The organism is Pseudomonas sp. yb_9 (assembly GCF_043103635.1).
GTDB lineage: Bacteria > Pseudomonadota > Gammaproteobacteria > Pseudomonadales > Pseudomonadaceae > Aquipseudomonas > Aquipseudomonas monteilii.
Genome location: NZ_JBICKA010000052.1, coordinates 163,758 through 186,421, shown reverse-complemented (window position 1 = coordinate 186,421; position 22,664 = coordinate 163,758). Strand labels below are relative to the sequence as shown.

General features: G+C 63.4%; 17 protein-coding genes and 1 pseudogene. All 18 read left to right on the top strand.

Annotated features, from left to right (window positions below; translation table 11 throughout):
• Nucleotides 1-91: 91 nt before the first annotated feature.
• Nucleotides 92-607, top strand: a pseudogene (locus ACF8MI_RS15820) (MFS transporter); the annotation flags it as partial.
• Between the two features lie 288 nt (nucleotides 608-895).
• Entirely contained in the window at nucleotides 896-2,386 is a 1,491-nt protein-coding gene (locus ACF8MI_RS15815) for a BcsE family c-di-GMP-binding protein (protein ID WP_392517601.1), read from the top strand.
• The gene (gene bcsF / locus ACF8MI_RS15810) at nucleotides 2,383-2,568 is read left to right on the top strand and encodes a cellulose biosynthesis protein BcsF (RefSeq protein ID WP_104834998.1); all 186 of its coding nucleotides are present in this window, start codon (nucleotides 2,383-2,385) and stop codon (nucleotides 2,566-2,568) included. Before ACF8MI_RS15815 ends, bcsF begins: the two co-directional genes overlap by 4 nt.
• On the top strand, nucleotides 2,561-4,174 hold the full coding sequence (bcsG, locus tag ACF8MI_RS15805; RefSeq protein ID WP_392517600.1) for a cellulose biosynthesis protein BcsG: 1,614 nt from the start codon (nucleotides 2,561-2,563) through the stop codon (nucleotides 4,172-4,174). Before bcsF ends, bcsG begins: the two co-directional genes overlap by 8 nt.
• Nucleotides 4,171-4,389 carry a cellulose biosynthesis protein BcsR gene (gene bcsR / locus ACF8MI_RS15800; protein WP_104834994.1) on the top strand — a complete coding sequence of 73 codons (219 nt, stop codon included), beginning with the start codon at nucleotides 4,171-4,173 and terminating at the stop codon, nucleotides 4,387-4,389. The genes bcsG and bcsR overlap by 4 nt, the downstream gene beginning before the upstream one ends.
• Nucleotides 4,386-5,093 carry a cellulose biosynthesis protein BcsQ gene (bcsQ, locus tag ACF8MI_RS15795; protein WP_392517599.1) on the top strand — a complete coding sequence of 236 codons (708 nt, stop codon included), beginning with the start codon at nucleotides 4,386-4,388 and terminating at the stop codon, nucleotides 5,091-5,093. The genes bcsR and bcsQ overlap by 4 nt, the downstream gene beginning before the upstream one ends.
• On the top strand, nucleotides 5,090-7,699 hold the full coding sequence (gene bcsA / locus ACF8MI_RS15790) for a UDP-forming cellulose synthase catalytic subunit (protein ID WP_104834991.1): 2,610 nt from the start codon (nucleotides 5,090-5,092) through the stop codon (nucleotides 7,697-7,699). The genes bcsQ and bcsA overlap by 4 nt, the downstream gene beginning before the upstream one ends.
• Nucleotides 7,696-9,984 (top strand): cellulose biosynthesis cyclic di-GMP-binding regulatory protein BcsB, encoded by a 2,289-nt coding sequence (gene bcsB, locus ACF8MI_RS15785; RefSeq protein ID WP_104834990.1) that lies wholly within the window; start codon nucleotides 7,696-7,698, stop codon nucleotides 9,982-9,984. The genes bcsA and bcsB overlap by 4 nt, the downstream gene beginning before the upstream one ends.
• Complete coding sequence (bcsZ, locus tag ACF8MI_RS15780; RefSeq protein WP_104834988.1) at nucleotides 9,984-11,099, top strand: cellulose synthase complex periplasmic endoglucanase BcsZ; 1,116 nt, start codon at nucleotides 9,984-9,986, stop codon at nucleotides 11,097-11,099. Before bcsB ends, bcsZ begins: the two co-directional genes overlap by 1 nt.
• The gene (gene bcsC / locus ACF8MI_RS15775) at nucleotides 11,087-14,605 is read left to right on the top strand and encodes a cellulose synthase complex outer membrane protein BcsC (protein ID WP_104834987.1); all 3,519 of its coding nucleotides are present in this window, start codon (nucleotides 11,087-11,089) and stop codon (nucleotides 14,603-14,605) included. Before bcsZ ends, bcsC begins: the two co-directional genes overlap by 13 nt.
• Nucleotides 14,606-14,949: 344 nt before the next feature.
• On the top strand, nucleotides 14,950-15,816 hold the full coding sequence (gene dapA / locus ACF8MI_RS15770; RefSeq protein ID WP_104834985.1) for a 4-hydroxy-tetrahydrodipicolinate synthase: 867 nt from the start codon (nucleotides 14,950-14,952) through the stop codon (nucleotides 15,814-15,816).
• 186 nt (nucleotides 15,817-16,002) lie between these two features.
• A complete protein-coding gene (locus ACF8MI_RS15765) occupies nucleotides 16,003-17,046 on the top strand; it encodes an aliphatic amidase (protein WP_392517598.1) in 1,044 nt (347 codons plus the stop codon).
• Between the two features lie 54 nt (nucleotides 17,047-17,100).
• Nucleotides 17,101-18,222, top strand: a complete 1,122-nt coding sequence (locus ACF8MI_RS15760; protein ID WP_060499206.1) for an AAA family ATPase — start codon at nucleotides 17,101-17,103, stop codon at nucleotides 18,220-18,222.
• Between the two features lie 21 nt (nucleotides 18,223-18,243).
• Nucleotides 18,244-19,401 carry a transporter substrate-binding domain-containing protein gene (locus tag ACF8MI_RS15755; protein ID WP_060499205.1) on the top strand — a complete coding sequence of 386 codons (1,158 nt, stop codon included), beginning with the start codon at nucleotides 18,244-18,246 and terminating at the stop codon, nucleotides 19,399-19,401.
• A complete protein-coding gene (locus tag ACF8MI_RS15750; RefSeq protein ID WP_060499204.1) occupies nucleotides 19,398-19,982 on the top strand; it encodes an ANTAR domain-containing response regulator in 585 nt (194 codons plus the stop codon). The genes ACF8MI_RS15755 and ACF8MI_RS15750 overlap by 4 nt, the downstream gene beginning before the upstream one ends.
• A 12-nt stretch (nucleotides 19,983-19,994) precedes the next feature.
• Complete coding sequence (locus tag ACF8MI_RS15745; RefSeq protein ID WP_060499203.1) at nucleotides 19,995-20,507, top strand: AmiS/UreI family transporter; 513 nt, start codon at nucleotides 19,995-19,997, stop codon at nucleotides 20,505-20,507.
• 474 nt (nucleotides 20,508-20,981) lie between these two features.
• Nucleotides 20,982-21,338, top strand: coding sequence for a metalloregulator ArsR/SmtB family transcription factor (locus ACF8MI_RS15740; protein WP_025753212.1), 357 nt, complete (start codon nucleotides 20,982-20,984; stop codon nucleotides 21,336-21,338).
• A gap of 29 nt (nucleotides 21,339-21,367) precedes the next feature.
• Nucleotides 21,368-22,651, top strand: a complete 1,284-nt coding sequence (locus tag ACF8MI_RS15735) for an arsenic transporter (protein ID WP_019099351.1) — start codon at nucleotides 21,368-21,370, stop codon at nucleotides 22,649-22,651.
• The last annotated feature ends 13 nt before the right edge of the window (nucleotides 22,652-22,664 follow it).

Sequence of the window (22,664 nt, the reverse complement as noted above, 5' to 3'; positions counted from 1 at the left end):
TGTCCGTGCATCCGGGTGGTGCGGACTGTGCCGCCATGCGTGCGCGTCTGAATAGAGCCGGCTGCCAACTATGAAGTTCGGGTTGACTCCCTCGCCAACATGCCTGAGCAGGCGACGGAGCAAAGGCGATTGGGCCTCGCACGGCTCGGTGCTGATTACGTTGTTGTTCATGGTCGGCTGCATTGTTGCAACACGCATGATCGACACCCTGGGGCGTCGCCCGTTGATCATCCACAGCTTCCTGTGGTCCACCCTCGCACTGCTGGGTCTGGGCGTATTCTCCAACGGTTCGGAGGTGCTGGTACTGGTGCTGTTCGGTGCCTACGCGCTGTTTATCGGTGGGGCGCAAGTGCTGGAACTGGTGTACCCCAATGAACTGTTCCCCACCGAAATCCGCGCGTTTGCGGTGGGCATGGGGTCGTCCATGTCACGTATCGGCTCTGCCGCTGGCACATGGCTGGTGCCCGTTTCGTTGCAGAGCATCGGCATTGGCAACACCATGCTGGTCGCTGCACTGGTTTTGCTTGCCGGGTTGATCGTGTCGGTGTGGCTGGCGCCTGAAACCCGTGGCATGAGCCTGGAAGCGGCAGCATCGCTGGAGCGCTGAAACCCGGCGTGATCTGAAGAACGCCCCTGCAGGCTCGCCTGCGGGGGCTTTTGCTTTTAACCCTGGAGATGGCCGGTTTTGGCGGGTTTTTAACAAAATTTTGCAATTTATTACATTTCAAGTTGATTTCAATTTTTCGTGGTGCTGTAGAATTGACGGGTTTTGGTTGGTTGCATCGTTATTGCCGTTTTTTTGACGTGAGTCATAAGGCCTCAACGGCGAATGTGCCATATTCCTCTTTCAATTCGTTTCAATTCAATTTGCAGAGCCAGTGTTTTGACTAATGGAATGCCGTTGTTGGCGATTTCCGGCTTGAGCGCCGAGTGCCGCCAGCTTCATCAACAAGGACTGTATTGGTTAGCCTGTGACGCCGCAGAAGACGCCACCTTGCTCTGCCGCCAGGTGCTTGCCGGTATGCGCGGTAATGCCAGGGCTGCCCTGATCGGCGATGCACAGGCCGTGGGCGATGTGCTGGGTGGGCTTGATGCCGCCCAAGGCCCAGGCGAACTGGCGCTGTATGAAGCCAACCCGCAAGCCATCCTCCATCTGATCAAAGACCTGCCCCGTCTGGGCGCCCATGGGCGTGAGCTGGTGCTGCTGGCGCCGGCCGACACGTGGGCGCGCGCCGAAGTCGAGCGCTGGTGCAATGCCCTGCGCGTTGGGCTGTTGTCTCAGGCGGCGCTGCTGCTGGTTATCAGCGGCGGGCAGAGCACTGCCTTGATCGAGCGCTTGCGGGTGTTCAACCAAGGCCTCGATGGCTTGGCCCAGGTGTATCGCGGCAAAGGTGGGATACGCTACCTGCAGCATTTCTGGAGTAACCCACTCGGAAAGGCCTCCACCCGGGACATGGAGCTTGTGCGGCGAGGCGCCAGCTTTGCCGTTGTCGCCACGGCGCAGGCACCCACCGACATGGGGGGCGACGAGTTGCTGTACCTGGCGCAGCGCGCGGTACTGGAAGGCGCGCCAGCCTTTTCCGAGCACTGGCAGGTCTTTGAAAGCCTGGAGGAACTGGGCGCCAAAGCCAGCCGGGCGGTTTCTGCCACGGTGATTTTTGCCATGGACGGTGGGCAGCGCCTGGATAGCCTGGCGCGCCAACTGCACTACTTGCGGCAGTTGCGAGGCAATGCCCTGAAACTGGTTGTGCGCGAGATGGCACCGACCCTGCGCTATCAGGACGAACAGCTGTTGCTGGCGTGCGGTGCCACCCAGATCGTGCCGTTCGGGGCCAGCCTCTCGCGCTTTCTGACCATGGTCGAGAGCATCCAGGGTTACGTCTGGCGCCGGCACCTTCCAACCGACTTCGACGCCTTGTTGGCCCGCTTGCGGCCTTTGGCCATCTGCGGGCTGGTAGCCCCACGAGCGTTCGCCGATGCGGTGCAAAGCATGTGGCGCGGGGTGCGCAACGGCGAAATTGTCCACCAGTTGCTGGTGTTGCGCCCGGCGCCAGGGCTGACCCCGCTGCAGGCCTGTTCGCGTACGGTGTTCCGCCGCGACGGCGACGTCGCGTGCGTGGTTGGCGAGGTACTGTTCCTGTTCCTGTTCGCTTGCCGCGCCGAAGGTGTCGAACAAGCGCTGGACCACATCTTCCAGTTGTCGTGGAAGGAGCTGTTCATCAGCCAGGAGGTGCTTGCCGACGTCGACAGCTTGGCAGACCCTGCGTTTCTCGACAGCCATGAGCCACAGCCACTGCGGACCAACCTGGCGGCGCAGTTGCCGACACAGGGGTGGTTGGCATTGTCACCGCGCAAGGCCACGCAGGCCAAGCGAGGTAAGGCATGAACTTCGCGCAACTGCTTCAGGTGGCCGGGATTACGGCTCTGGTCACCTTGGGCCTGGTCCTGCTGCTACTGCGTCTGTGGACTGCCCTGCGCGGCGGGTTGCGCCGCCGCCTCCCCCCCCGTTACCTGAAACCGCTGGGCGTACGCCACCGCGCTGCATGCCAGGAACCCCAGAATGACTAATACAACCGTCACCCTCCCGGTACTGGCCCGCTGGCCTGGACTGGGAGGGTGGAATCTCTATTTTTTTGCCAAGTTCCTGTTGGTCGCCCTTGGCATGCTCGACTTCCAGGCGCTGCCGAACCTGTTGTTCGCGGCGTTTCTGCTGCTCCCTTTGCCGGGCAAGTGCTTGCGTATTGCCCGGCAACTGGTAGCGGTGCCCCTCGGTATTGCGCTGTTCTACCAGGACACCTGGCTACCCCCCTTCAGCCGCCTGCTGGCGCAGCCTGGGGTGCTGGACTTCTCGTGGGACTACCTGGTCGAGCTGCTGGGCCGCTTCGTCAACTGGAGCCTGCTGGGTGCACTGGCGTTGTTGCTGGTGGGTTACCTGTACCTGCGCCATTGGCTGCGCTTGAGCACCCTGAGCCTACTGGGGTTGGCATGGTTGGCAGTGGGTGGCTTGCCGTCGCTGGGGGCAAGCCAGGCACCCAGCGTGGCGGCGGGCGCCACGAGCGATCCGATACAAGCCAGTGCAACGGCCGACAACGCCACGCTCGACAATTGGCTCGAGCGCTTTTTCGCCAGTGAGCGCGAACGGGTGACAGCGTTCCCTGCCGTGAACGCCGACGAGCAGCCATTCGACCTGCTGGTGATCAATATCTGTTCGCTGGCGTGGGATGACCTGTCCGCTGTCGGTCTGCGGGACAACCCGCTGTTGTCGCGCATGGACGTGGTTTTCGACCAGTTCAACTCAGCCACCTCATACAGCGGCCCGGCCGCGATTCGTGTACTGCGTGCCAGCTGCGGGCAGTCGTCGCATGCCGGCCTGTACCAACCTGCCCCAGAGCAGTGCCTGTTGTTCCAGAACCTTTCACGGCTGGGTTTCCAGAGCAACACGTTACTCAACCACAGCGGCCGCTTCGACAACTTCATCGGCGACATTACCCAGCAGCACATGCCGCAACCGGGCATGCGCAATACCGACTTCCCACGGGCACTGGTGGGCTTTGACGGCTCACCGATTGCCAGCGACCTGGAGGTGTTGCGCCGTTGGTGGGGGCAGCGCAAAGGTACCCCGGCCGAGCATGTGTCGCTGTTCTACAACAGCATTAGCCTGCATGACGGCAACCGTATCGTCACCGCCGATGGCGGTACTCGCGTGGCCGACTATGCCACCCGTGCCAATCGCCTGTTCGGTGAACTTGGCACCTTCCTCGATGAACTGGAGCGCAGTGGCCGCCGGGCAGTGGTGGCCATTGTTCCGGAGCATGGCGCCGCGTTGCATGGCGACCGCATGCAGCTGTCGGGCATGCGCGAAATTCCCACACCGTCGATTACCCATGTGCCGGTCGGCCTGAAGTTCATCGGCATGGGCCAGCCGGCCCGCAGCGAGCCGTTGCGGGTCACGGCACCCACCAGTTACCTGGCCTTGTCCGAGCTGATCTCACGCGTGTACGTGGGCTTGGGCCAGCAGCAGGTTCTGGATGTGCCCGGCCTGTTGACCGACCTGCCGACCACCGAACAGGTTGCCGAAACCGCCGGTGCGCAAGTGCTGAATTATCAGGGGCGCGCCTACATGCGCCTGCAAGGCCAGCCTGACTGGCAGCCCATTCCCAAGGAGCGTCCATGATCACAGGCAAGGCAGACCCGTCCGACCGTAGCGACGATATTGCCCAACTGCGCGAGCATCTGGACATGCCAGCGCTCAACTACCAGGACATCTCGATGCTGGTGGGCGTCCAGCAGGCCCTGCAACGCTGGCCGTTGCTGGGTGAAAGCTGCCGGGCCAGCCGCCAGAGCATGCTGTACGCGACTGTAACGCAGCGTGAAGGCATTTCGTCATGAACAGCCTGGCCTTGCACGGGGTGCGTGGCGGCCTGGGGCGAAGTGCCTTGCTGGCTGCGCTGGGCTATGCGTTGCAGGGCGTGGGCGAGCGGGTGCTGCTGATTGACCTGTGCCCAAGCAATTTGCTCGGGCTGCACTTTAACCTGCCATTGGATACGTCCGAAGGTTGGGCGCTGGCCGAGCGGGAAGGGCGGCCGTACAGCGATGCCGTGTATGAAGTGCTTGATGGCTTGCACTTGCTGCCGTTCGGTCACCTGCCTGGCAGTGCGCGGCAGCCTGTGCCCGACGCGCAGGTGTGGCGCGCGCGTCAGGCCGAGCTGGCCGAGCATTTCGACTGGCTGTTGTTCGACTTGCCGCAATGGCAAGCCGATACAGCTGGCAACGGCATCGAGACCGACGTGCGGGTGCTGGTGGCAGAGGCCGAAATGGCCAGCCACCTGTTGCTCGGGCGCCGGCCGGTCGAGTGCTACGACATGCTGCTGGTCAACCGCTACGACGCAGCCAGCCGCTTGCAGAGCGACCTGTTGATGGTGTGGCGCGACCTGTTTCGTGATCGTTTGCCGATCCAGGTGGTGCACCGCGACGAGGCCTTCCTCGAAGCCCTGGCATGCAAGGCCCCCCTTGGCCTTTACGCACCGCAGAGCCTGGCCTGCCGGGATGTGCAGAGCCTGGCGGTGCGCTGCCTGACGAGGCGCCGGCCGTGACCTTGACCCCCTTGTCCGCCTATGCCTGGTTCACTGCGCGCGGCGCGCGCCTGCCGGTCGCCTGGCTATTTACCCTTGGCGTGTGGCTGGCCTTCCTGTTTCTGCGCCTGGAGTCACCCGCCTGGCAGGCGCTGCTGGCCGAGCGCCAGCGCCTGTACCCGCAACTGGCGGGCAAGCGTCCGAGCCTGGGCGACCCGCTACGCCTGTTGATCCAGAGCCTGTGGCTGCTGCTATGCCGACCACCGGTGGCACGCACAGTCGGGCCTGGCCGCCGGGCATGGAGCGCCGTGCGTAGGCAACTGCGTCGTGCAGGTGGTATTGCGCATCACCACCGTCACCGGGTAATCGCGGCACTGCACCAGCTGCCTTCGCGCTACCGCGCCAGTGTCTTCAAGCACAAAGCCTCGGCACACCTGCGCGGCCTGAGCGTGTTCGCCCGGCGGGTATTCTACAGCGTGCTGACGCTGTGTGCCATCAGCCTGGCGCTGCTGTGTGTGACAGAACCGTTCGGCTACCTGGCGCAGCTGATGTTCATCTGCCTTCTGTTAGGCATCGCCCTGCTGGTACGCCACATGCCAGGGCGTTTCCCAACCCTGATGCTGATCGTGCTGTCGACCATCATCTCCTGCCGCTACCTGTGGTGGCGCTACACCGCAACCCTGAACTGGAACGACACCACCGACCTGGTGTTCGGGGTGATCCTGTTGGCGGCTGAAACCTATTCGTGGTTTGTGCTGATCCTGGGCTACATCCAGACCTGCTGGCCGTTGCAGCGCAAGCCGGCCAACCTGCCGGCCAACCCGCAACAGTGGCCCACTGTCGATTTGCTGATTCCCACTTACAACGAAGAGCTGTCGGTGGTGCGCACCACGGTACTGGCCGCGCTGGGCCTGGACTGGCCCCGCGAGCGCCTGCGCATCTACATCCTTGACGATGGTCGCCGCGATGCGTTTCGCGCGTTTGCCGACGAAATCGGCGTGGGCTACATCGTGCGGCCGGACAGCAAGCACGCCAAGGCCGGCAACCTCAACCATGCGCTGGGCGTGACCGACAGCGAGCTGATCGCCATCTTCGATTGCGATCATGTGCCGGTGCGCTCCTTCCTGCAACTGACCGTGGGTTGGTTCCTCAAGGACCCGAAACTGGCGCTGGTGCAAACGCCTCACCATTTCTTCTCGCCTGACCCGTTCGAGCGTAACCTCGGTTCGTTCCGCCGCCGTCCCAATGAAGGGGAGCTGTTCTACGGCCTGATTCAGGACGGCAACGACATGTGGAACGCGGCGTTTTTCTGCGGTTCGTGTGCCGTGCTGCGTCGTACGGCGCTGGAAAGCATTGGTGGTTTTGCCGTCGAGACCGTGACCGAAGATGCCCATACCGCCTTGCGCATGCACCGCCAGGGCTGGTCGTCGGCTTACCTGAGCATCCCCCAGGCCGCGGGCCTGGCCACCGAAAGCCTGTCGGCGCACATTGGCCAGCGCATTCGCTGGGCCCGCGGTATGGTACAGATCTTCCGCACGGACAACCCGCTGTTCGGGCGTGGGCTGAGCCTGTTTCAGCGCGTGTGCTATGCCAACGCCATGCTGCACTTCCTGGCCGGCCTGCCGCGGCTGGTGTTCCTGACGGCGCCACTGGCGTTCCTGCTGCTGCATGCCTACATCATCTACGCCCCGGCGTTGATGATCCTGCTGTACGTGCTGCCGCACATGATTCACGCCAGCCTGACCAACTCGCGCATGCAGGGCAAGTACCGACAAACCTTCTGGGGCGAGGTGTACGAGACCGTGCTGGCCTGGTACATCGCCCGGCCAACCACGGTCGCGCTGTTTGCGCCGAAAAAGGGCAAGTTCAACGTTACCGCCAAGGGCGGCCTGATGGAGCAGGAGCAGTTCGACTGGCGTATCGCCCAGCCTTACCTGTGCCTGGCGGCGCTCAACGTGGTAGGCCTGGGGTTTGCCGTGTGGCGCCTTTTCACCGGCCCCACGGCGGAAGTCGGCACGGTGATCGTCAGTTCGCTGTGGGTGATCTACAACCTGTTGATCATCGGCGCCGCAGTTGCCGTGGCCGCCGAAGTACGCCAGGTGCGCCGTGCCCACCGGGTGCAGATGCGCTTGCCGGCGGGGCTGGTGCTGGCCAGCGGTCATGCATACCCCTGCACCCTGGTCGACTACTCCGATGGCGGTGTTGGCCTGCAGGTGCAGCAAGGCCTTGAACTGAGACCAGGCGAGCAGGTGCGTCTGTTGCTCAATCGTGGGCAGCGCGAGTTCGCCTTCCAGGCGTGTGTCACCCGCACTGTCGGGCAACACGTAGGCCTGGTGTTCCACGACCTTGCCCAGCAACAGCGCATCGACCTGGTCCATTGCACCTTTGCCCGCGCCGATGCCTGGCTTGGCTGGAGTGAGCAGCATGAGGTAGAGCGCCCGCTGCGCAGCTTGGTCGATGTGCTGAAGCTGGGCGGTGTCGGTTACCTGCGCCTGGTGGAGCATATGCCGCCATGGCTGCGGGTGTGGTTACGCCCTCTGCGCACGCTGGCACGCTGGATGGCCAGCTATTGGCCCCGCACACCGCGAGCAATCCCTTCCATGAACCCTGTTGATCGAGACGCATGATGACTGGTTATCCCGCGCGTACCTGGGGCCTGGCGATGGCGCTGTTAGCCGCCTTGTCGCAGAACGCCGCTGCCGCTTCTGTAGCCCCGCTTGCCGAGCCAGCGCTACCCACACCCATGGTACCGAACTGGCCGGTTGTGAAAACCTTCGAGCAGCTTGGGCATGCGTCCGACAGCCTGTTGCTTGGCGTGCGCAATAGTGAGCAGATCGATTTTGGCCTGCGCCGCGACCGCCTGGCCACCGATGCCAGCCTGCAACTTGACTACACGCCTTCGCCCGCCTTGCTGCCGAACCTGTCACACCTGCGCGTCTACCTCAACGATGAGCTGATGGGCGTAGTGCCGGTGGAGAAAGACCAGTTGGGCCAACGCGTGCGTCGCCAGCTGGCGATGGACCCGAAACTGCTCAGCGACTTCAACCGGGTACGCCTGGAGTTTGTCGGGCACTACACCGACATCTGCGAAGACCCGGCGCACAGCGGCCTGTGGCTGAACCTGAACCGCAAGAGCCAAGTGCAGTTGCACGAACAGGCGCTGGTACTGGACAACGATCTGGCGTATTTCCCGTTGCCGTTTTTCGACGCACGCGACACCGGCAAGGTAGAGCTGCCGGTAGTGTTCAGCGGTGTGCCGAGCCTGGGCGAGCAGCGGGCGGCGGCTATCCTGGCGTCCTATTTCGGCAGCCAGGCAGGCTGGCGCAAGGCCAGCTTCCCGGTGCTGTACAACCGCCTGCCGGCCCGTTGCGATAAACCCACGCCGAGCATTGTGTTTGCCAGCAATGATCGCCGCCCGGCGTTCCTCGCTGACCTGCAGCAGTTCCCGCCGGTTGACGGCCCGGTGCTGCAGATGATCGACCACCCGGACGACCGTTTCAGCAAAGTGCTGCTGGTGCTGGGCCGTAACGATGATGACCTGGTCAAGGCCGCTTCGGCGCTGGCGGTGGGGAACAACCTGTTCCGCGGCGCGCGAGTGAAGGTGGAACAGATGACCGCACTGCAACCGCGCCAGCCCTACGATGCGCCGAACTGGACGCGCACCGACCGGCCGGTGCGTTTTGCCGAGCTGCTGGATTACCCCGAGCAGCTGCAAGTCAGTGGCTTGCAACCGCGGCCGGTGACGCTGGAGCTGAACCTGCCGCCCGACTTGTTCGTCTGGCGCAACCAGGGTATTCCACTGCGCACGCTGTACCGCTACACGGCGCCCGCCGTGACCGATGAATCGAGACTGAGTATCAGCGTCAACGACCAGTACATCACCAGCATGCCGCTGGTGGGCAATGACCGGCGCGGCGGTACCCTTGAGGAAATGCGTCTGGCCGTGCTGTCCGGGGATAACACGGCATTGACCGAGAAGTCGCTCGTGCCCGCGCTGAAAATGGGTGACCGCAACCGGCTGCGTTTCGATTTCAGCTTTGCCAGCACCCTGGGCAGCGCCCAGCGTGACCGCTGTCAGACCTCGCTGCCGGTGGACGTGCGCGCAGCAATCGACGACAACTCGACCATCGACCTGTCCGGTTACCACCATTACATTGCCATGCCCGATCTGCGTGCATTTGCCCGTAGCGGCTTCCCGTTCAGCCGCATGGCGGACCTTTCCGAAACCCTGGTCATCATGCCGGCCAAACCCACGGCGATGCAGGTCGGCACGTTGCTTGACAGCGTTGGCGGGCTGGCCGGGCAAGTCGGTTATCCGGCGCTTGCCGTACGATTGACCGACGACTGGAAACAAGCCGCAGCGGCAGACGCCGACTTGCTGCTGATTGGCAGCCTGCCCGAGGCTCTGGGCGATGCGCCCAACCTTGGCCTGCTGCTCAGTGCCCAGCGTGACTGGCTACTGCAAGGGCGCAGTGCAAGGTTGCCGGGCGGTCAGCGCTTCGACACCGAGCCGGTAGCAGCCAGCAGCCGAGTGGCAGTGAGCGCGCAGGCGCCGATTGCAGCTATAACCGGGTTGAAATCGCCGTTTCACGAGCAGCGCAGCGTTGTCGCCCTGCTGGCCAACAGCGACAGCGAATACGCGTTGCTGCGCGACGTGCTTGGCGATGTAGGCAAGCTCGATGCGGTGGCAGGTTCGGTAACACTGGTACGTAGCAGCGGCGTGAGCAGCCAGTTTGTTGGCGAGCACTACTTCGTGGGCTCACTGCCGTGGTGGCTGCTGCTGTGGTTCCACTTGTCCGAGCACCCGGTATGGCTGGCGGTGATCGCGGCTGTTTGCGTGGTGCTGTTCGCCTTCCTGTTGTGGCAGGCATTGCGTTGGGCAGGCAAGCGCCGCCTGGGTGAGGTGGGGTGATGCTGCGCCAGATGCTGACTGGGTTGGCCGCCTTGGGCCTGCCCGCGTTCGCCAACGCCGAGGCGGCTTGCCCGTGGCCTGCCTGGGAACGTTTCAAGGCCGAACTGGTGAGCGTGGACGGGCGGGTCATCGACCCAAGCGACAAACGGCTGATCACCACCTCGGAAGGGCAGAGCTACGGGCTGTTCTTTGCCCTGGTGGGCAATGACCGACAGACCTTTGCACAGTTGTTGCGCTGGACCGGCAACAACCTTGCCGAAGGTGACCTGGCCCGGCGCCTGCCGGCCTGGTTGTGGGGGCGTAACGAGCAGAAGCAGTGGCAGGTGCTGGACGCCAACAACGCCAGCGATGCCGACTTGTGGATTGCCTACAGCCTGCTGGAGGCCGGACGGTTGTGGGAGCAGCCGGAATACACGCAACTGGGCCAGCGCTTGCTATGGCGTATTGCTGCGCAGACCGTTCGCAAGCTGCCGGGCCTTGGCGTGATGTTGTTGCCAGGTGACTACGGCTTCGAGGACGCCCAGGGTACTCGGCTGAACCCCAGTTACCTGCCGCTGCAGTTGTTCGAGCGTTTCAGCGAGGTGGACCCACTGTGGGGTGAGCTGGCGGCCAACACGCGGCGTTTGTGGCTGGCTTCGTCTCCAAAGGGCTTTGCCCCGGACTGGCTGCTGTGGACACCGGCCGGTAAACCTGCGGCAGACCCGAACCATGGCAATGCCGGTGACTATGACGCCATTCGTGTGTACCTGTGGGTAGGCATGTTGGCCAAGGATGCCGCGCAACGTGGCGAGCTGGTGGCCCATTATGCGCCAATGGCGGCCTTGACCCAGCATCAGGGGCTCCCACCTGAGCGGGTGGATGCACGCAACGGGGAAGCCAGCGGCCATGGCCCGGCTGGATTCTCTGCGGCTTTGCTGCCCTTGCTGGCGGCATCGCCAGAGCATGTGGCGGCATTGGCGGCACAGCGACAGCGCCTACGCGAACAGCCTGTCGAGGCCAAGGCATATTACAACCAGGTGCTGGCGTTGTTCGGCCAGGGCTGGGACGAGGCCCGTTACCGTTTTGATTCGCACGGCCGCCTGTTACCGGCCTGGAGCATGCCATGCAGCGAATGATTGGCGTGCTGATGTTGGCGGCAGTCACTTGGCAGGCAGCGGCACAACCCAGGGATGCCAACGAGCAGCGCCAATGGCTGCTGGACCAGGTGCGCCGTGGCGAGGCGCTGCACCGTGATGACCTGGTGCGCGATGCCCTGGGGCGGCTGCAGTTGCTTGAACCGCGCAACCCGGATGTGTTGCTGGCGGCATTGAGCCTGGCGCTGCGTGAGAAGAACAGCAGCGAAGCCGAGCAATTGGGCGCGCGGATTCTTGTCGTCGCACCGGGTAGCCTGCAGGCGCGCCAGGCCAGTCGCCTGCTCGCGCTGCAACAACCAGAACCTGCGCGGCGCTTGCAGCAAGCCCGTCTGCTGGCGGTGACCGGGCGTAATGAGGAGGCGCTGGCAGCCTATGAGCAGTTGTTTGCTGGCGAGCCACCCAGCCTTGAGCTGGCCTTGGACTACTGGCGCGTGCGCGGCAACCTGCCAGGCCAGCGCCCTGAGGCGATCACACAGTTGCAGCGGCTGGACCAGCAATACCCAGGCAGTGCCGGGCTGCGTCAGACCCTGGCCGGCTGGTTGTTCGCCGAGCATCGCGACCGCGAAGCACTGGCGTTGCTCGATCAACTGTCTCGCGACCCCGGTGCACGGGATGCCGCTGCCCAGCGCGAGTTCGATTACCTCTCCGGTCAAGCCGTAAGCGCGGCCAGTGCCACGGCCTGGCAAGCCTTCCTCCAGCGCTACCCCACCTCACCGCTGCTGCCACAGGCCACCGACACCTTGCAGCAGCAACGCAAACTGCTGGCCGACCCGGCCTGGCAGGCGGGCCAGCGCGGCCAGGCGCTGCTCGACAAGGGCCGGAATGCCGAAGCCGAGGCACAGCTTCGCCGGGCGCTGCGCCAGTATCCGGACGATGCTCGGCTGCATGGGGCGCTGGGTTATGCGCTGATGCGTCAGGGGCGCTACAAAAGCGCCAATGGTGCGTTCCGTACGGCGAGCGCAAAAGAGCAGGACACCTACTGGATCAGCCAATGGAAAGACCTCGAGTCGTCCAGTCAGTATTGGGCTCAACTGAACGAAGCCGAGCGGGCCTTGCAGGCGAAAGACTTGCGCGGCGCGCGTGCGCTTTACCTGCGGGCGCGTCAGCTGCGGCCGCAGGATGAATTCGCCTTGTTGGGCCTGGCAGATGTTGCGCTGGCTGAGGGTGATGCGGCGGCTGCCGAACGGCTGTTCCTGCAGGCACGGCGTATGGCGCCGGATAACGAAAGTGCCGTGCGTGGCCTGATGCGCGTGTATCAGTCGCAATCGACAGACAAGGCGCAGGCCTATCTGGACAGCCTGCCGCCACACCAACAAACGCAGTTCGCCAGCCTGCGTCGTAGCCTGGAGCTGGCGCGCCTGCGCCAGCAAGGGGACGAAGCCCTGCAGCGCGAAGACTGGTCGACGGCCAGCAAGGTGCTGGCCAAGGCCACTGCCTTGGCCCCCGATGAGCCTTGGCTGGTCTATCAGTTGGCCAACAGCCTGCGTCACCAGGGGCGCACCGCCGAAGCCGACGCGGCATTCGCCAAGCTGGTGCAGCGCCAGCCACATGACCCGGCAACGCGCTATGCCCACGGCCTGTTCCTGGAGTCCAGTGACCGTGATGCCTTGGCCCTGGACAGCCTGGAGGCGGTACCGCAGGCGACGTGGAACCCGGACATGCAGGCGTTGCAGCACCGCATTCAACGGCGCATGACCTTGGCCTCGGCGCAGCAGCTGCAGGCACAAGGCCGCGGAGTCGAAGCGACAGCCATGCTCGAAGCCAGCCTGGCGCGTGGTGAAGGAAGCCCGGACGACTGGATGCTGTTGGCCGAGTGGGCAGCAGCGCGTGGTGAGCCAGGCAAGGCGCGGGGCTATTACCAACGCGTACTGGCCGTGCAGCCCGGCCGCCCTGATGCGCGCCTTGGGGTGATGGAAAGCGCAGTGGCCGAAGGCAACCTGCGGCAGGCCCGGCATATGTTAGGTGTGAAGGTGCCAGCGTTTGCCACAGATGACAGCAGCGCCCAGCGGCGCCTGGCGGCGGTCTGGGTTGCCTTGGGCGAGCACGAACAGGCATCCAGGTTGCTGGATCGGGTTGCTGCGCAGCAGGCGCGCCCCGATCCCCTGTTGCGACGTGACGCCGCACGGCTGGTAGCGCAGCAGGACCCGCAACGGGCGCTGGACCTTTATGCTGCAGCGATGGCCGATGCCGGGATGCTTGACCGCGCTGCCGTAGCGCCACGGGATGACCGGGCGTTGACGCTGGCCAGCCGCGAGCAGGCGGGGGACGACTGGCTAGCCCGCAGCCTGCGCAGCGATGTGGACGCCCTGTATCGCCAACGTACTACCCATGTCACGTTGATGCACGACTACGGCTGGCGCGAGGACGACGGAACGCCCGGCACTTCCGAACTGAGTACTCAGTCGACCTTGCTGCATGTCGACACCCCTTGGCAGGACGGCACCGCCTTTGTGCGGGTAGAGCGCATCGGCATGGATGCGGGCTCGTTCGAGCAGAGCGATGAGGGCGGCTACACCCCAGACTTCGGCAGCTGTCAGTTTGTTGGCCGGGCCGCCGATGGCAAAACGCTGCCCGCGTGTACGGGGGGGGCGCAGACCGCAAACGGCAGCGTACTGGCGCTGGGTTGGCAGGGCAGTCGCTGGGCGCTCGACCTGGGCACCACCCAAGGTTATGCGATCAACAACTGGCTGGGTGGCGCCACGGTGAACGGTGACGTCGGGCAGGTTGGCTGGTCGCTGACCGCCTCGCGCCGGCCGATGAGCAATTCGCTGCTGTCGTTTGCAGGTGCGCGCGACCGCCCGACGGGCGTGCGTTGGGGTGGGGTGACGGCCAATGGCGCCACGCTCGGACTGAGTTGGGACCAAGGGGGCGACAACGGCGTGTGGGCCAGCCTCGGGCACCATTGGCTGTACGGCGAGAACGTGGCCGACAATCAGCGAACCCGCGCCATGGCCGGCATTTACCACCGTGTGGTGGAAAAGGCCGACGAGCGTGTACGGGTCGGACTGACGCTGATGCACTGGCGCCACGACAAGGACCTGAGCGGTTATAGCCTGGGGCAGGGTGGTTACTACAGCCCGCAGCGCTACAGCTCGGTGGGTGTGCCGGTCAGTTATGCCTGGCGCAACTATGACTGGTCGGTGTTGCTGGAAGGTTCGGTCAGTTGGTCCAAGGCCCACAGCGCCAGCAGTCGTTTGTACCCGGACGCGCACATCAACCGTAAGGTGCTGGCGCAATATGGCCTCGACTCCAACATCGACGCCATGACAGCGGCCAGCGACAGCAGCGGGGTGGGCTACCGCGTGCGTGGTCTGTTCGAACGGCGCCTGGGTGACCAGTGGGTACTGGGCGGTGGCTTCGACTGGCAGCACAGCGATGACTACGCGCCTAGCCACGGCATGCTCTACCTGCGCTATCTGTTCGAGCCCTGGCGTGGCAATCTGGCCTTGCCGGTAACACCGCTGGAGCCCTACAGCGAGTGGCGTTGACAGGAACCGCTGAGTTTTACGCGGTTCTGTGGGGCTGGGTGCAGCCTGGCGCTATGGGAGGTTGACATCTGGCACGCCATCCCACCATTATCCAGCCATACCAACGCAACGGGCTTGCCAGCATGTCCACATCCAACCACGCCATCTTCGCTTCGGGCTTCATTGCCCAGGCAGGTGCGTGCGTTGCCGTTGCCAAGAAATCCAAGAAACAGCCGCTCATCTGACCGAGGCGCGCTGTCTCGTCAGGTGGGCTGACGAGACAGAAGGCGCCAGGTATCCCTGCCAGACCACTTCGACTCTTCACCCTCTGACGCTGACTTTCGGTCAACATCAGGAGTTTTTGCATGTCGAATTTCCGTGGTATCTGGATCGCCCTCGTCACGCCAATGCGCGCCAATGAAATCGACTTTGCCGCCTTGGAAAAGCTGGTAAAGAAGCTGCTCGAGGACGGCGTGGCCGGGTTTGTGGTGTGCGGTACCACGGGTGAGGCGGCGGCACTGTCCAAGGCCGAGCAACTGGCGGTGCTGGATGCGGTGTTGGCCTGGGTGGAGCCGGGCAGGGTGGTGATGGGCCTTTCGGGTTACAACCTGCGTGAGCTGCTGGCCTTCCAGGCTGAAATTCAGCAGCGTGATATTGGCGGGCTGCTGGTCCCCGCACCGTGCTACATCCGCCCATCGCAGGCCGGCCTGGAAGCCTTCTTCGCTACCGTAGCCGATGCCGCCCGCGTGCCAGTGATCGTGTACGACATTCCCTATCGCACTGGGGTGCGCATCGAGCGTGAAACCCTGCGCCGTATCGTGCGCCACCCGCGCATTGCGGCCGTCAAGGATTGCGGCGGCGACAGCGAGACTACCCTGGCCCTGATCGAGGATGGCCATGCCCAGGTGCTGGCCGGTGAAGACCTGCAGATCTTCAACAACCTGTGCCTGGGGGGGGCCGGGGCCATTTCGGCCTCCGCACACGTGCGCGCCGACCTGTATGTGCGCATGCTGCAGCAGGTCGACAGCGGTGACTGGGTGGCCGCGCGTGGTACGTTCTTCCGGTTGCTGCCCTGGATCAAGCTGGCGTTTGCCGAGCCCAACCCGGCGGTGGTGAAGGCAGCGTTGCAGTTGCAAAACCTGATGGCAGACGAGCTGCGCGAACCGATGCAAGCATGCACGGATACAACCCGGGACAGGCTGCAACGCGTGCTGGGCTCACTCGGCGCCTGAAGAGGCAGCAGCTGTTGCCGGGTTGACAAGCCGCCACACCCGGCATATACCGTTGGTTGTCAGGAGCTGCGCATCAATGGCGATGCCGCTGCCTCCACCCCGAACCCCAAAGAGCAAATGAGCTCTCTCCGCATGCGGAGAGGGCTTTTTGTCGTCCCTGAAAAATAACAACAAGAGGTGTTCAACATGCGTCATGGTGATATTTCCAGCAGCAACGACACCGTCGGTGTGGCCGTGGTCAACTACAAGATGCCGCGCCTGCATACCCGCGATGAAGTGCTCGAAAACGCCAGGAAGATCGCCGACATCATTGTCGGCATGAAGCAGGGGTTGCCGGGCATGGACCTGGTGATTTTCCCGGAGTACAGCCTGCAGGGCATCATGTACGACCCGGCAGAAATGATGGAAACCGCCGTGGTCGTGCCCGGCGTGGAAACCGAAGTGTTCGCCCAGGCCTGCCGCAAGGCCAATGTCTGGGGCGTTTTCTCGCTGACCGGCGAGCGCCATGAAGAGCACCCGCGCAAGTCGCCCTACAACACCCTGGTGCTGATCGACAACAACGGCGAGATCGTGCAGAAGTACCGCAAGATCATCCCTTGGTGCCCGATCGAAGGCTGGTACCCGGGCGGCCAGACCTACGTTGCCGATGGCCCCAAGGGCCTGAAAGTCAGCATGATCATCTGCGATGACGGCAACTACCCGGAAATCTGGCGCGACTGCGCCATGAAAGGCGCCGAGCTGATCGTGCGATGCCAGGGCTACATGTACCCGGCCAAGGACCAGCAGGTGCTGATGGCCAAGGTCATGGCCTGGGCCAACAACTGCTACGTGGCAGTGGCCAACGCCGCCGGCTTCGATGGTGTGTATTCCTACTTCGGCCACTCGGCGATCATCGGCTTCGATGGCCGCACCCTGGGCGAGTGCGGTGAAGAGGAAATGGGCATTCAGTACGCCCAGCTGTCGATCTCGCAGATTCGCGATGCACGGCAAAACGACCAGTCGCAGAACCACCTGTACAAGATTCTGCACCGCGGTTACAGCGGCATGCATTTGTCCGGCGACGGTGACCGTGGCATCGCCGAATGCCCGTTCGACTTCTACCGCACCTGGGTGCTGGATGCCGAGAAGGCCCGCGAAAATGTCGAGGCCATTACCCGGCGCACCTCGGGGGTGGCGCAGTGCCCGGTTGGCAGCCTTCCTTACGACGCGAAGGAAAAGGAAGCCCGTTAAAGGGCGTGCCCGGCGTGCCTGCGGGCACGCTGTTTCACCGTTGAGGGGAAGACCATGCCGTTCTTGAACGACCTGCTGGAGCAGACGCGCCGCGACGCGTCCTCCAGCGCTGCACTGAATGCCGAAAACTGCCACACGCGGACAATCGTCGAAACCCACCTGCGTAGCGAAGACACCCTGCAGTCGCGATTCCGCTTCGACGTCGCCGCTATCATGCAGGTGTTACGCAGCGAAGTACTGGGCCAGGACGAAGCCCTGCAGGCCATCGAAGATGTGCTCACGGTGGTGCGTGCGGATATTCTCGACCCGCGCCGGCCATTGTTCACGGCGTTGTTCCTTGGCCCGACCGGGGTTGGCAAGACCGAGATCGTGCGCGCCCTGGCCCGCGCACTGCACGGTGATGCCGATGCCTTCTGCCGGGTCGACATGAACACGCTGGCCCAGGAGCATTACGCCGCTGCCCTGACCGGTGCGCCGCCGGGCTATGCTGGCGCCAAGGAGGGCCGCACGCTGTTCGACCAGGCGCTGCTGGACGGCAGCCAGGGGCGCCCGGGGATCGTGCTGTTCGATGAGCTGGAAAAGGCCAGCAAGGAGGTGTCCCAGGCGCTGCTCAATGTGTTCGACAATGGCCTGCTGCGCTTGGCTTCCGGGGAAAAGAGCTTCAATTTCCGCAATACCCTGGTGTTCATGACCAGCAACCTGGCGGCAGACGAAATACGCCAGCACCGGCTTGGCCCGCTGGTATCGCTGCGGCGTTTGCTGGGGCAGCGGGCAGGGCAACGGGAGCGTCTGCTGGCCCTTGTGCGGCGACGCCTGGTGAAGCGTTTTTCTGCCGAGTTCGTCAACCGCATCGACAGCACCGTGGTGTTCAACGCCATCGAACAGGCAGTGAGCGAGCGCATCGTCGAGCTTGAAGTGTCGCGCCTGAACCGGCGTCTGGCCAAGCATCACTGCCGCCTGCAACTGGATGCGGCAGTGGTCGGCAAGCTGGCCAGCGAAGGGCATGACGTGGAGTTCGGCGCCCGCGCACTCAAGCGATTCATCCGCCACGAACTGGAGGTGCCGCTGGCCGAGTACCTGCTCGGCAACCGCATCCCCTGCCGGGCCGAAGTGGCCTGCATCACGGTGGCCGGACACCTCGAACGCGGGCGTATCCGTTTTTCGGTGTCTACATGATGGCTGCAACAGGACAGTGTGATGAGTAGACAAGACAGGCAATTGAAGGTGGGCTTGCTGTTCGCCGAAAGCGGCGTTACCGCAGCCATCGAGCGCTCGCAGCGCTGCGGCGCGTTGCTGGCGGCAGAACAGGTGAACCGCGAAGGCGGTGTGCTTGGCCAGCCGGTGCTGACCCTGGTCGGTGACCCCGGGGGCGACCCGGACCGGTACCGCAACCTGTGCGACGACTATGTGCGCAACCACGGCGTGCGCCTGATGCTCGGCTGCTACATGTCGCATACCCGTAAAGCCGTGATGCCGGTGGTCGAGCGCGCGGATGGCTTGCTGTTCTATCCCACGCCTTACGAGGGGTTCGAGTACTCACCCAACATCATCTATGGCGGGCCGGCACCCAACCAGAACAGCGCGCCGCTGGCGGCTTACCTGACCCGCCATTATGGCGCCAGGGTCGCCTTCGTCGGCTCGGACTACATCTACCCCCGGGAAAGCAACCACGTCATGCGCCACCTGTACAAGCAGCATGGCGGCGAAGTGGTGGAGGAGGCTTACATGCCACTGTACCCCTCGGCCGATGACCTGGCCCAGGTGGTGGAGCGGGTGGTTCGCGCTGCCCCGGATGTGGTGTTCTCGACCGTGGTCGGTACGGGTACGGCAAGTTTCTATCAGGCATTGGCGCAGCGTTACGGTAATGGTCCTCGGCCGCCCATTGCCAGCCTGACCACCAGTGAGGCCGAAATCGCCGAGATGGGCGCCAAGGTGGCCTGTGGCAACATCGTCGTGGCGCCGTATTTCACCAGTGTCGACTCGCCACAAAGCCAAGCGTTCGTCAGCGCGTGTCGGGCGTTTTTCCCGGCTGATGTGCGCATCACCGCCTGGGCCGAGGCCGCCTACAGCCAGATGCGCATGTTGTGCCAGGCGGTGAATGCCACCGAAAGCCTTGAGGTGGAGGTGATCCGCAATCACCTGTACCACGCGAGCCTGGACAGCCCCCAGGGCAGGGTGCATGTGGAGCAGCAGAACAACCATTCGCACCTGTTCGCGCGCATAGGCGAGATCGATGCGAGCGGGCAGATCTGCATCAAATGGCAGTCGCCCGTGGCTATCCGCCCCGATCCCTATGTGGTGGTGCACAACCTCGATGACTGGACGGCGAGCATGGCGGGAGGCGGCCCCTCATGAGCACCACGAACATCCTGAATACGCTGCGTGAGCTGCATGTAGGCATTGTTTGCCCGCCCAGTGAAATCACCGATGCCCTGGTGTTGCAACTGATGCGCATCGGTTGTTCGGTAAAGCAGTACTGGCCACCGCCCAAGGCGTTCGACACCCACACCGACCTGGTGTTTTGCGGGGTGTTCGAAGGGCGCCACCATGGCGAACTGGGCAAGCTGCTGGCCCAGGGCGGGGTTCGCCTGACCGCTGTCGCGCTGGTGGAGTACGAAAGCCCGACCATCCTCTCGCAGATTCTGGAGCTGGGGTGCCATGGCGTGATCGTGCTGCCGCTGGACAGCCACAAGGTGCTGCCGGCGCTGGTGTGCGCCAGGAGCAATAGCGAAGCCCACGCCCGTTTGATGCAGAAGAACGCCCAGTTGCAGGAGCGCCTGGAACACCAAGCCGACATCAACAAGGCCAAGGTCCTGTTGATGGCGGCTCAGGGCTGGCAGGAGCCTGAAGCCCATGCCTACCTGTCGAAAGAGGCAATGAAACAGCGGTTGTCGATGTTGGAAATGGCAAGAAAAACCCTTAAACAATTCGAATGAGAAGAGGTTGCCATGTTGTACGGACTGGTTCTGCTGTATGTGGGTGCGGTGTTGTTCATCAACAGCATCTGGCTGATGGGGCGTATCACCGACCGTGAAGTGGCGGTGATCAACCTGTTTGTCGGCTTGCTCAGCCTATTGGTGGCGGTCTACCTGATTTTCGTGGTGGGCGCGGCCGAAGGCATCAAGGCGGGTGCCTTGACCATCCTGTTCGCCTTTACCTACCTGTGGGTGGCCGCCAACCAGTTGTTGCAGGTCGACGGCCGCGGCTTGGGCTGGTTCTGCCTGTTCGTCAGCGTGACGGCGCTGGTGGTGACGGTCAGCTCCATCCCGGGCGCCGAGGGCCTGATGAAGGTGTGGGATGTGCTGAACTGGGCCGCGTGGACGGTTTTGTGGTTCAGCTTTTTCCTGTTGTTGGCACTGGCCAGGAAAATCCAGCGGCTGGTGGCGGTGATGACCCTGGTATGCGCGATCTTCACCGCCTGGGTGCCTGGGCTGCTGATCCTGTGGCAGCAGATGGGCTAGGGGCAACACTATCGCCCTGAAACAGGGCCCGATTCCTGTAGGAGCGGGTAAACCCGCTACTACAGGTCTCAGCCTTCAGAGGCTGCCTCATTGCTGAGGTGCGACTCACGAGATTCACAACCCGAAGAAAACCGTTCCGCTGGGCATGGTGCATCTGGTGCTTGCGGGTACGGTGATGTCCCACCTTCGGGCTGCAAAAGGTCTTGGGTCGGCAAGCCCGCTGCAGTCAGATGCTCAGCCAGGCCTTGGATTTGATCGGTACCAAGCAACCGGACAGAGATATCAGGCTGGTTCATTGGAGAGTCTGGGGATGGTATCGACGGCCAGTATAGGGCCCAGAGCGCGGGCATTGTCCGGTTTTTATGACGTCCCGTAAGGCGAGGCGGTTGTAAATATCTACTTTACCGTATATTCGAGTCGTCATATATTCGGTTTTGCAGATATTGGCCGTACACGCATTTCCCAGGAGGTCACATGCGGGAAACACTGACACCCCCCATCGTTTTCAAATGCCTGGCTGATGACACCCGGGCCCGGATGACCCTGCTGATCGCCCGTGAAGGCGAACTCTGTGTCTGCGAACTTACCCACGCGCTGGAACTGAGCCAGCCGAAGATCTCCCGGCACCTGGCTCAGTTGCGCGAGGCTGGAATCCTGATGGATCGCCGCAAGGGTCAGTGGGTGTACTACCGACTGCACCCCGAACTGCCGCAGTGGGTGGACGCGATACTGAAGGGCGTTGTCGAAGCCAACCAGGAATGGTTGAGCCCCGATGCATTGCGCCTTGCCGAAATGGGCGAGCGGCCGCAGAGCCCTGTTGCCTGTGCTTAAGACTTCCCTTCGCTGATTGAGTTGTAGCCATGCTGATCGCTTTTTTGATTTTCTTGGTGACGATCGTTCTCGTCATCTGGCAGCCCAAAGGCCTGGGCGTGGGCTGGAGCGCCGCACTGGGGGCCGTCGTGGCACTGCTGGCGGGCGTCGTGAGCCTGTCCGATATCCCCGTGGTCTGGCAGATCGTCTGGAACGCTACCGCCACTTTCATCGCCGTCATCATCATCAGCCTGCTGCTGGATGAGGCGGGGTTCTTCGAGTGGGCGGCATTGCACGTGGCCCGCTGGGGCAATGGCAGCAGCCGCAAGCTGTTCGCCTTCATCATCCTGCTGGGCGCCGCCGTCTCGGCGCTGTTCGCTAACGACGGTGCGGCACTGATCCTGACCCCGATCGTCATCGCCATGCTGCTGGCCCTGCGCTTCTCCCCGGCGGCGACGCTGGCATTCGTCATGGCGGCGGGCTTCATCGCCGATACCGCGAGCTTGCCGCTGGTGGTATCCAACCTGGTGAACATCGTTTCCGCCGACTACTTTGGCATTGGCTTCAGCGAGTACGCCTCGGTCATGGTGCCGGTGAACCTGGTCAGCATCGCCGCCACGTTGGGCATGCTGCTGTGGTTCTTCCGCAAGGACCTGCCGCGTACCTATGAACTCGACCAACTGAAGGCTCCCGAAGCCGCTATCCGCGACAAGGCGACGTTCGTTGCCGGCTGGTGGGTGCTTGCGCTGTTGCTGGTCGGCTTCTTCGCCATCGAGCCGCTGGGTGTACCGATCAGCGCCATCGCTGCTGCCTGTGCGCTGATCCTCTACCTGATCGCCGCGCGCGGGCACGTTATTTCTACCCGTAAGGTGCTCAAGGACGCGCCCTGGCAGGTCGTGGTGTTCTCACTTGGCATGTACCTCGTGGTCTATGGCCTGCGTAACGCCGGCCTCACCGAGTACCTGACGCAGATCCTCAATGTCTTCGCCGGCTACGGGATCTGGGGCGCATCCCTCGGGACGGGGTTGCTCGCCGCTGGCCTGTCGTCGGTCATGAACAATATGCCCACTGTGCTGGTAGGGGCCTTGTCGATCCATTCTGCCGAAGCCACCGGCATTGTGCGCGAGGCCATGATCTACGCCAACGTCATCGGCTGTGACCTCGGTCCGAAAATCACCCCCATCGGCAGCCTGGCCACCTTGCTGTGGCTGCACGTGCTGGCCCGCAAGAACATCGTCATCACCTGGGGTTACTACTTCCGCACCGGCATCGTCCTGACGCTGCCGATCCTGCTTGCCACCTTGGCCGCATTGGCCATCCGCCTGAGCTTTTGAACCGGAGATACCT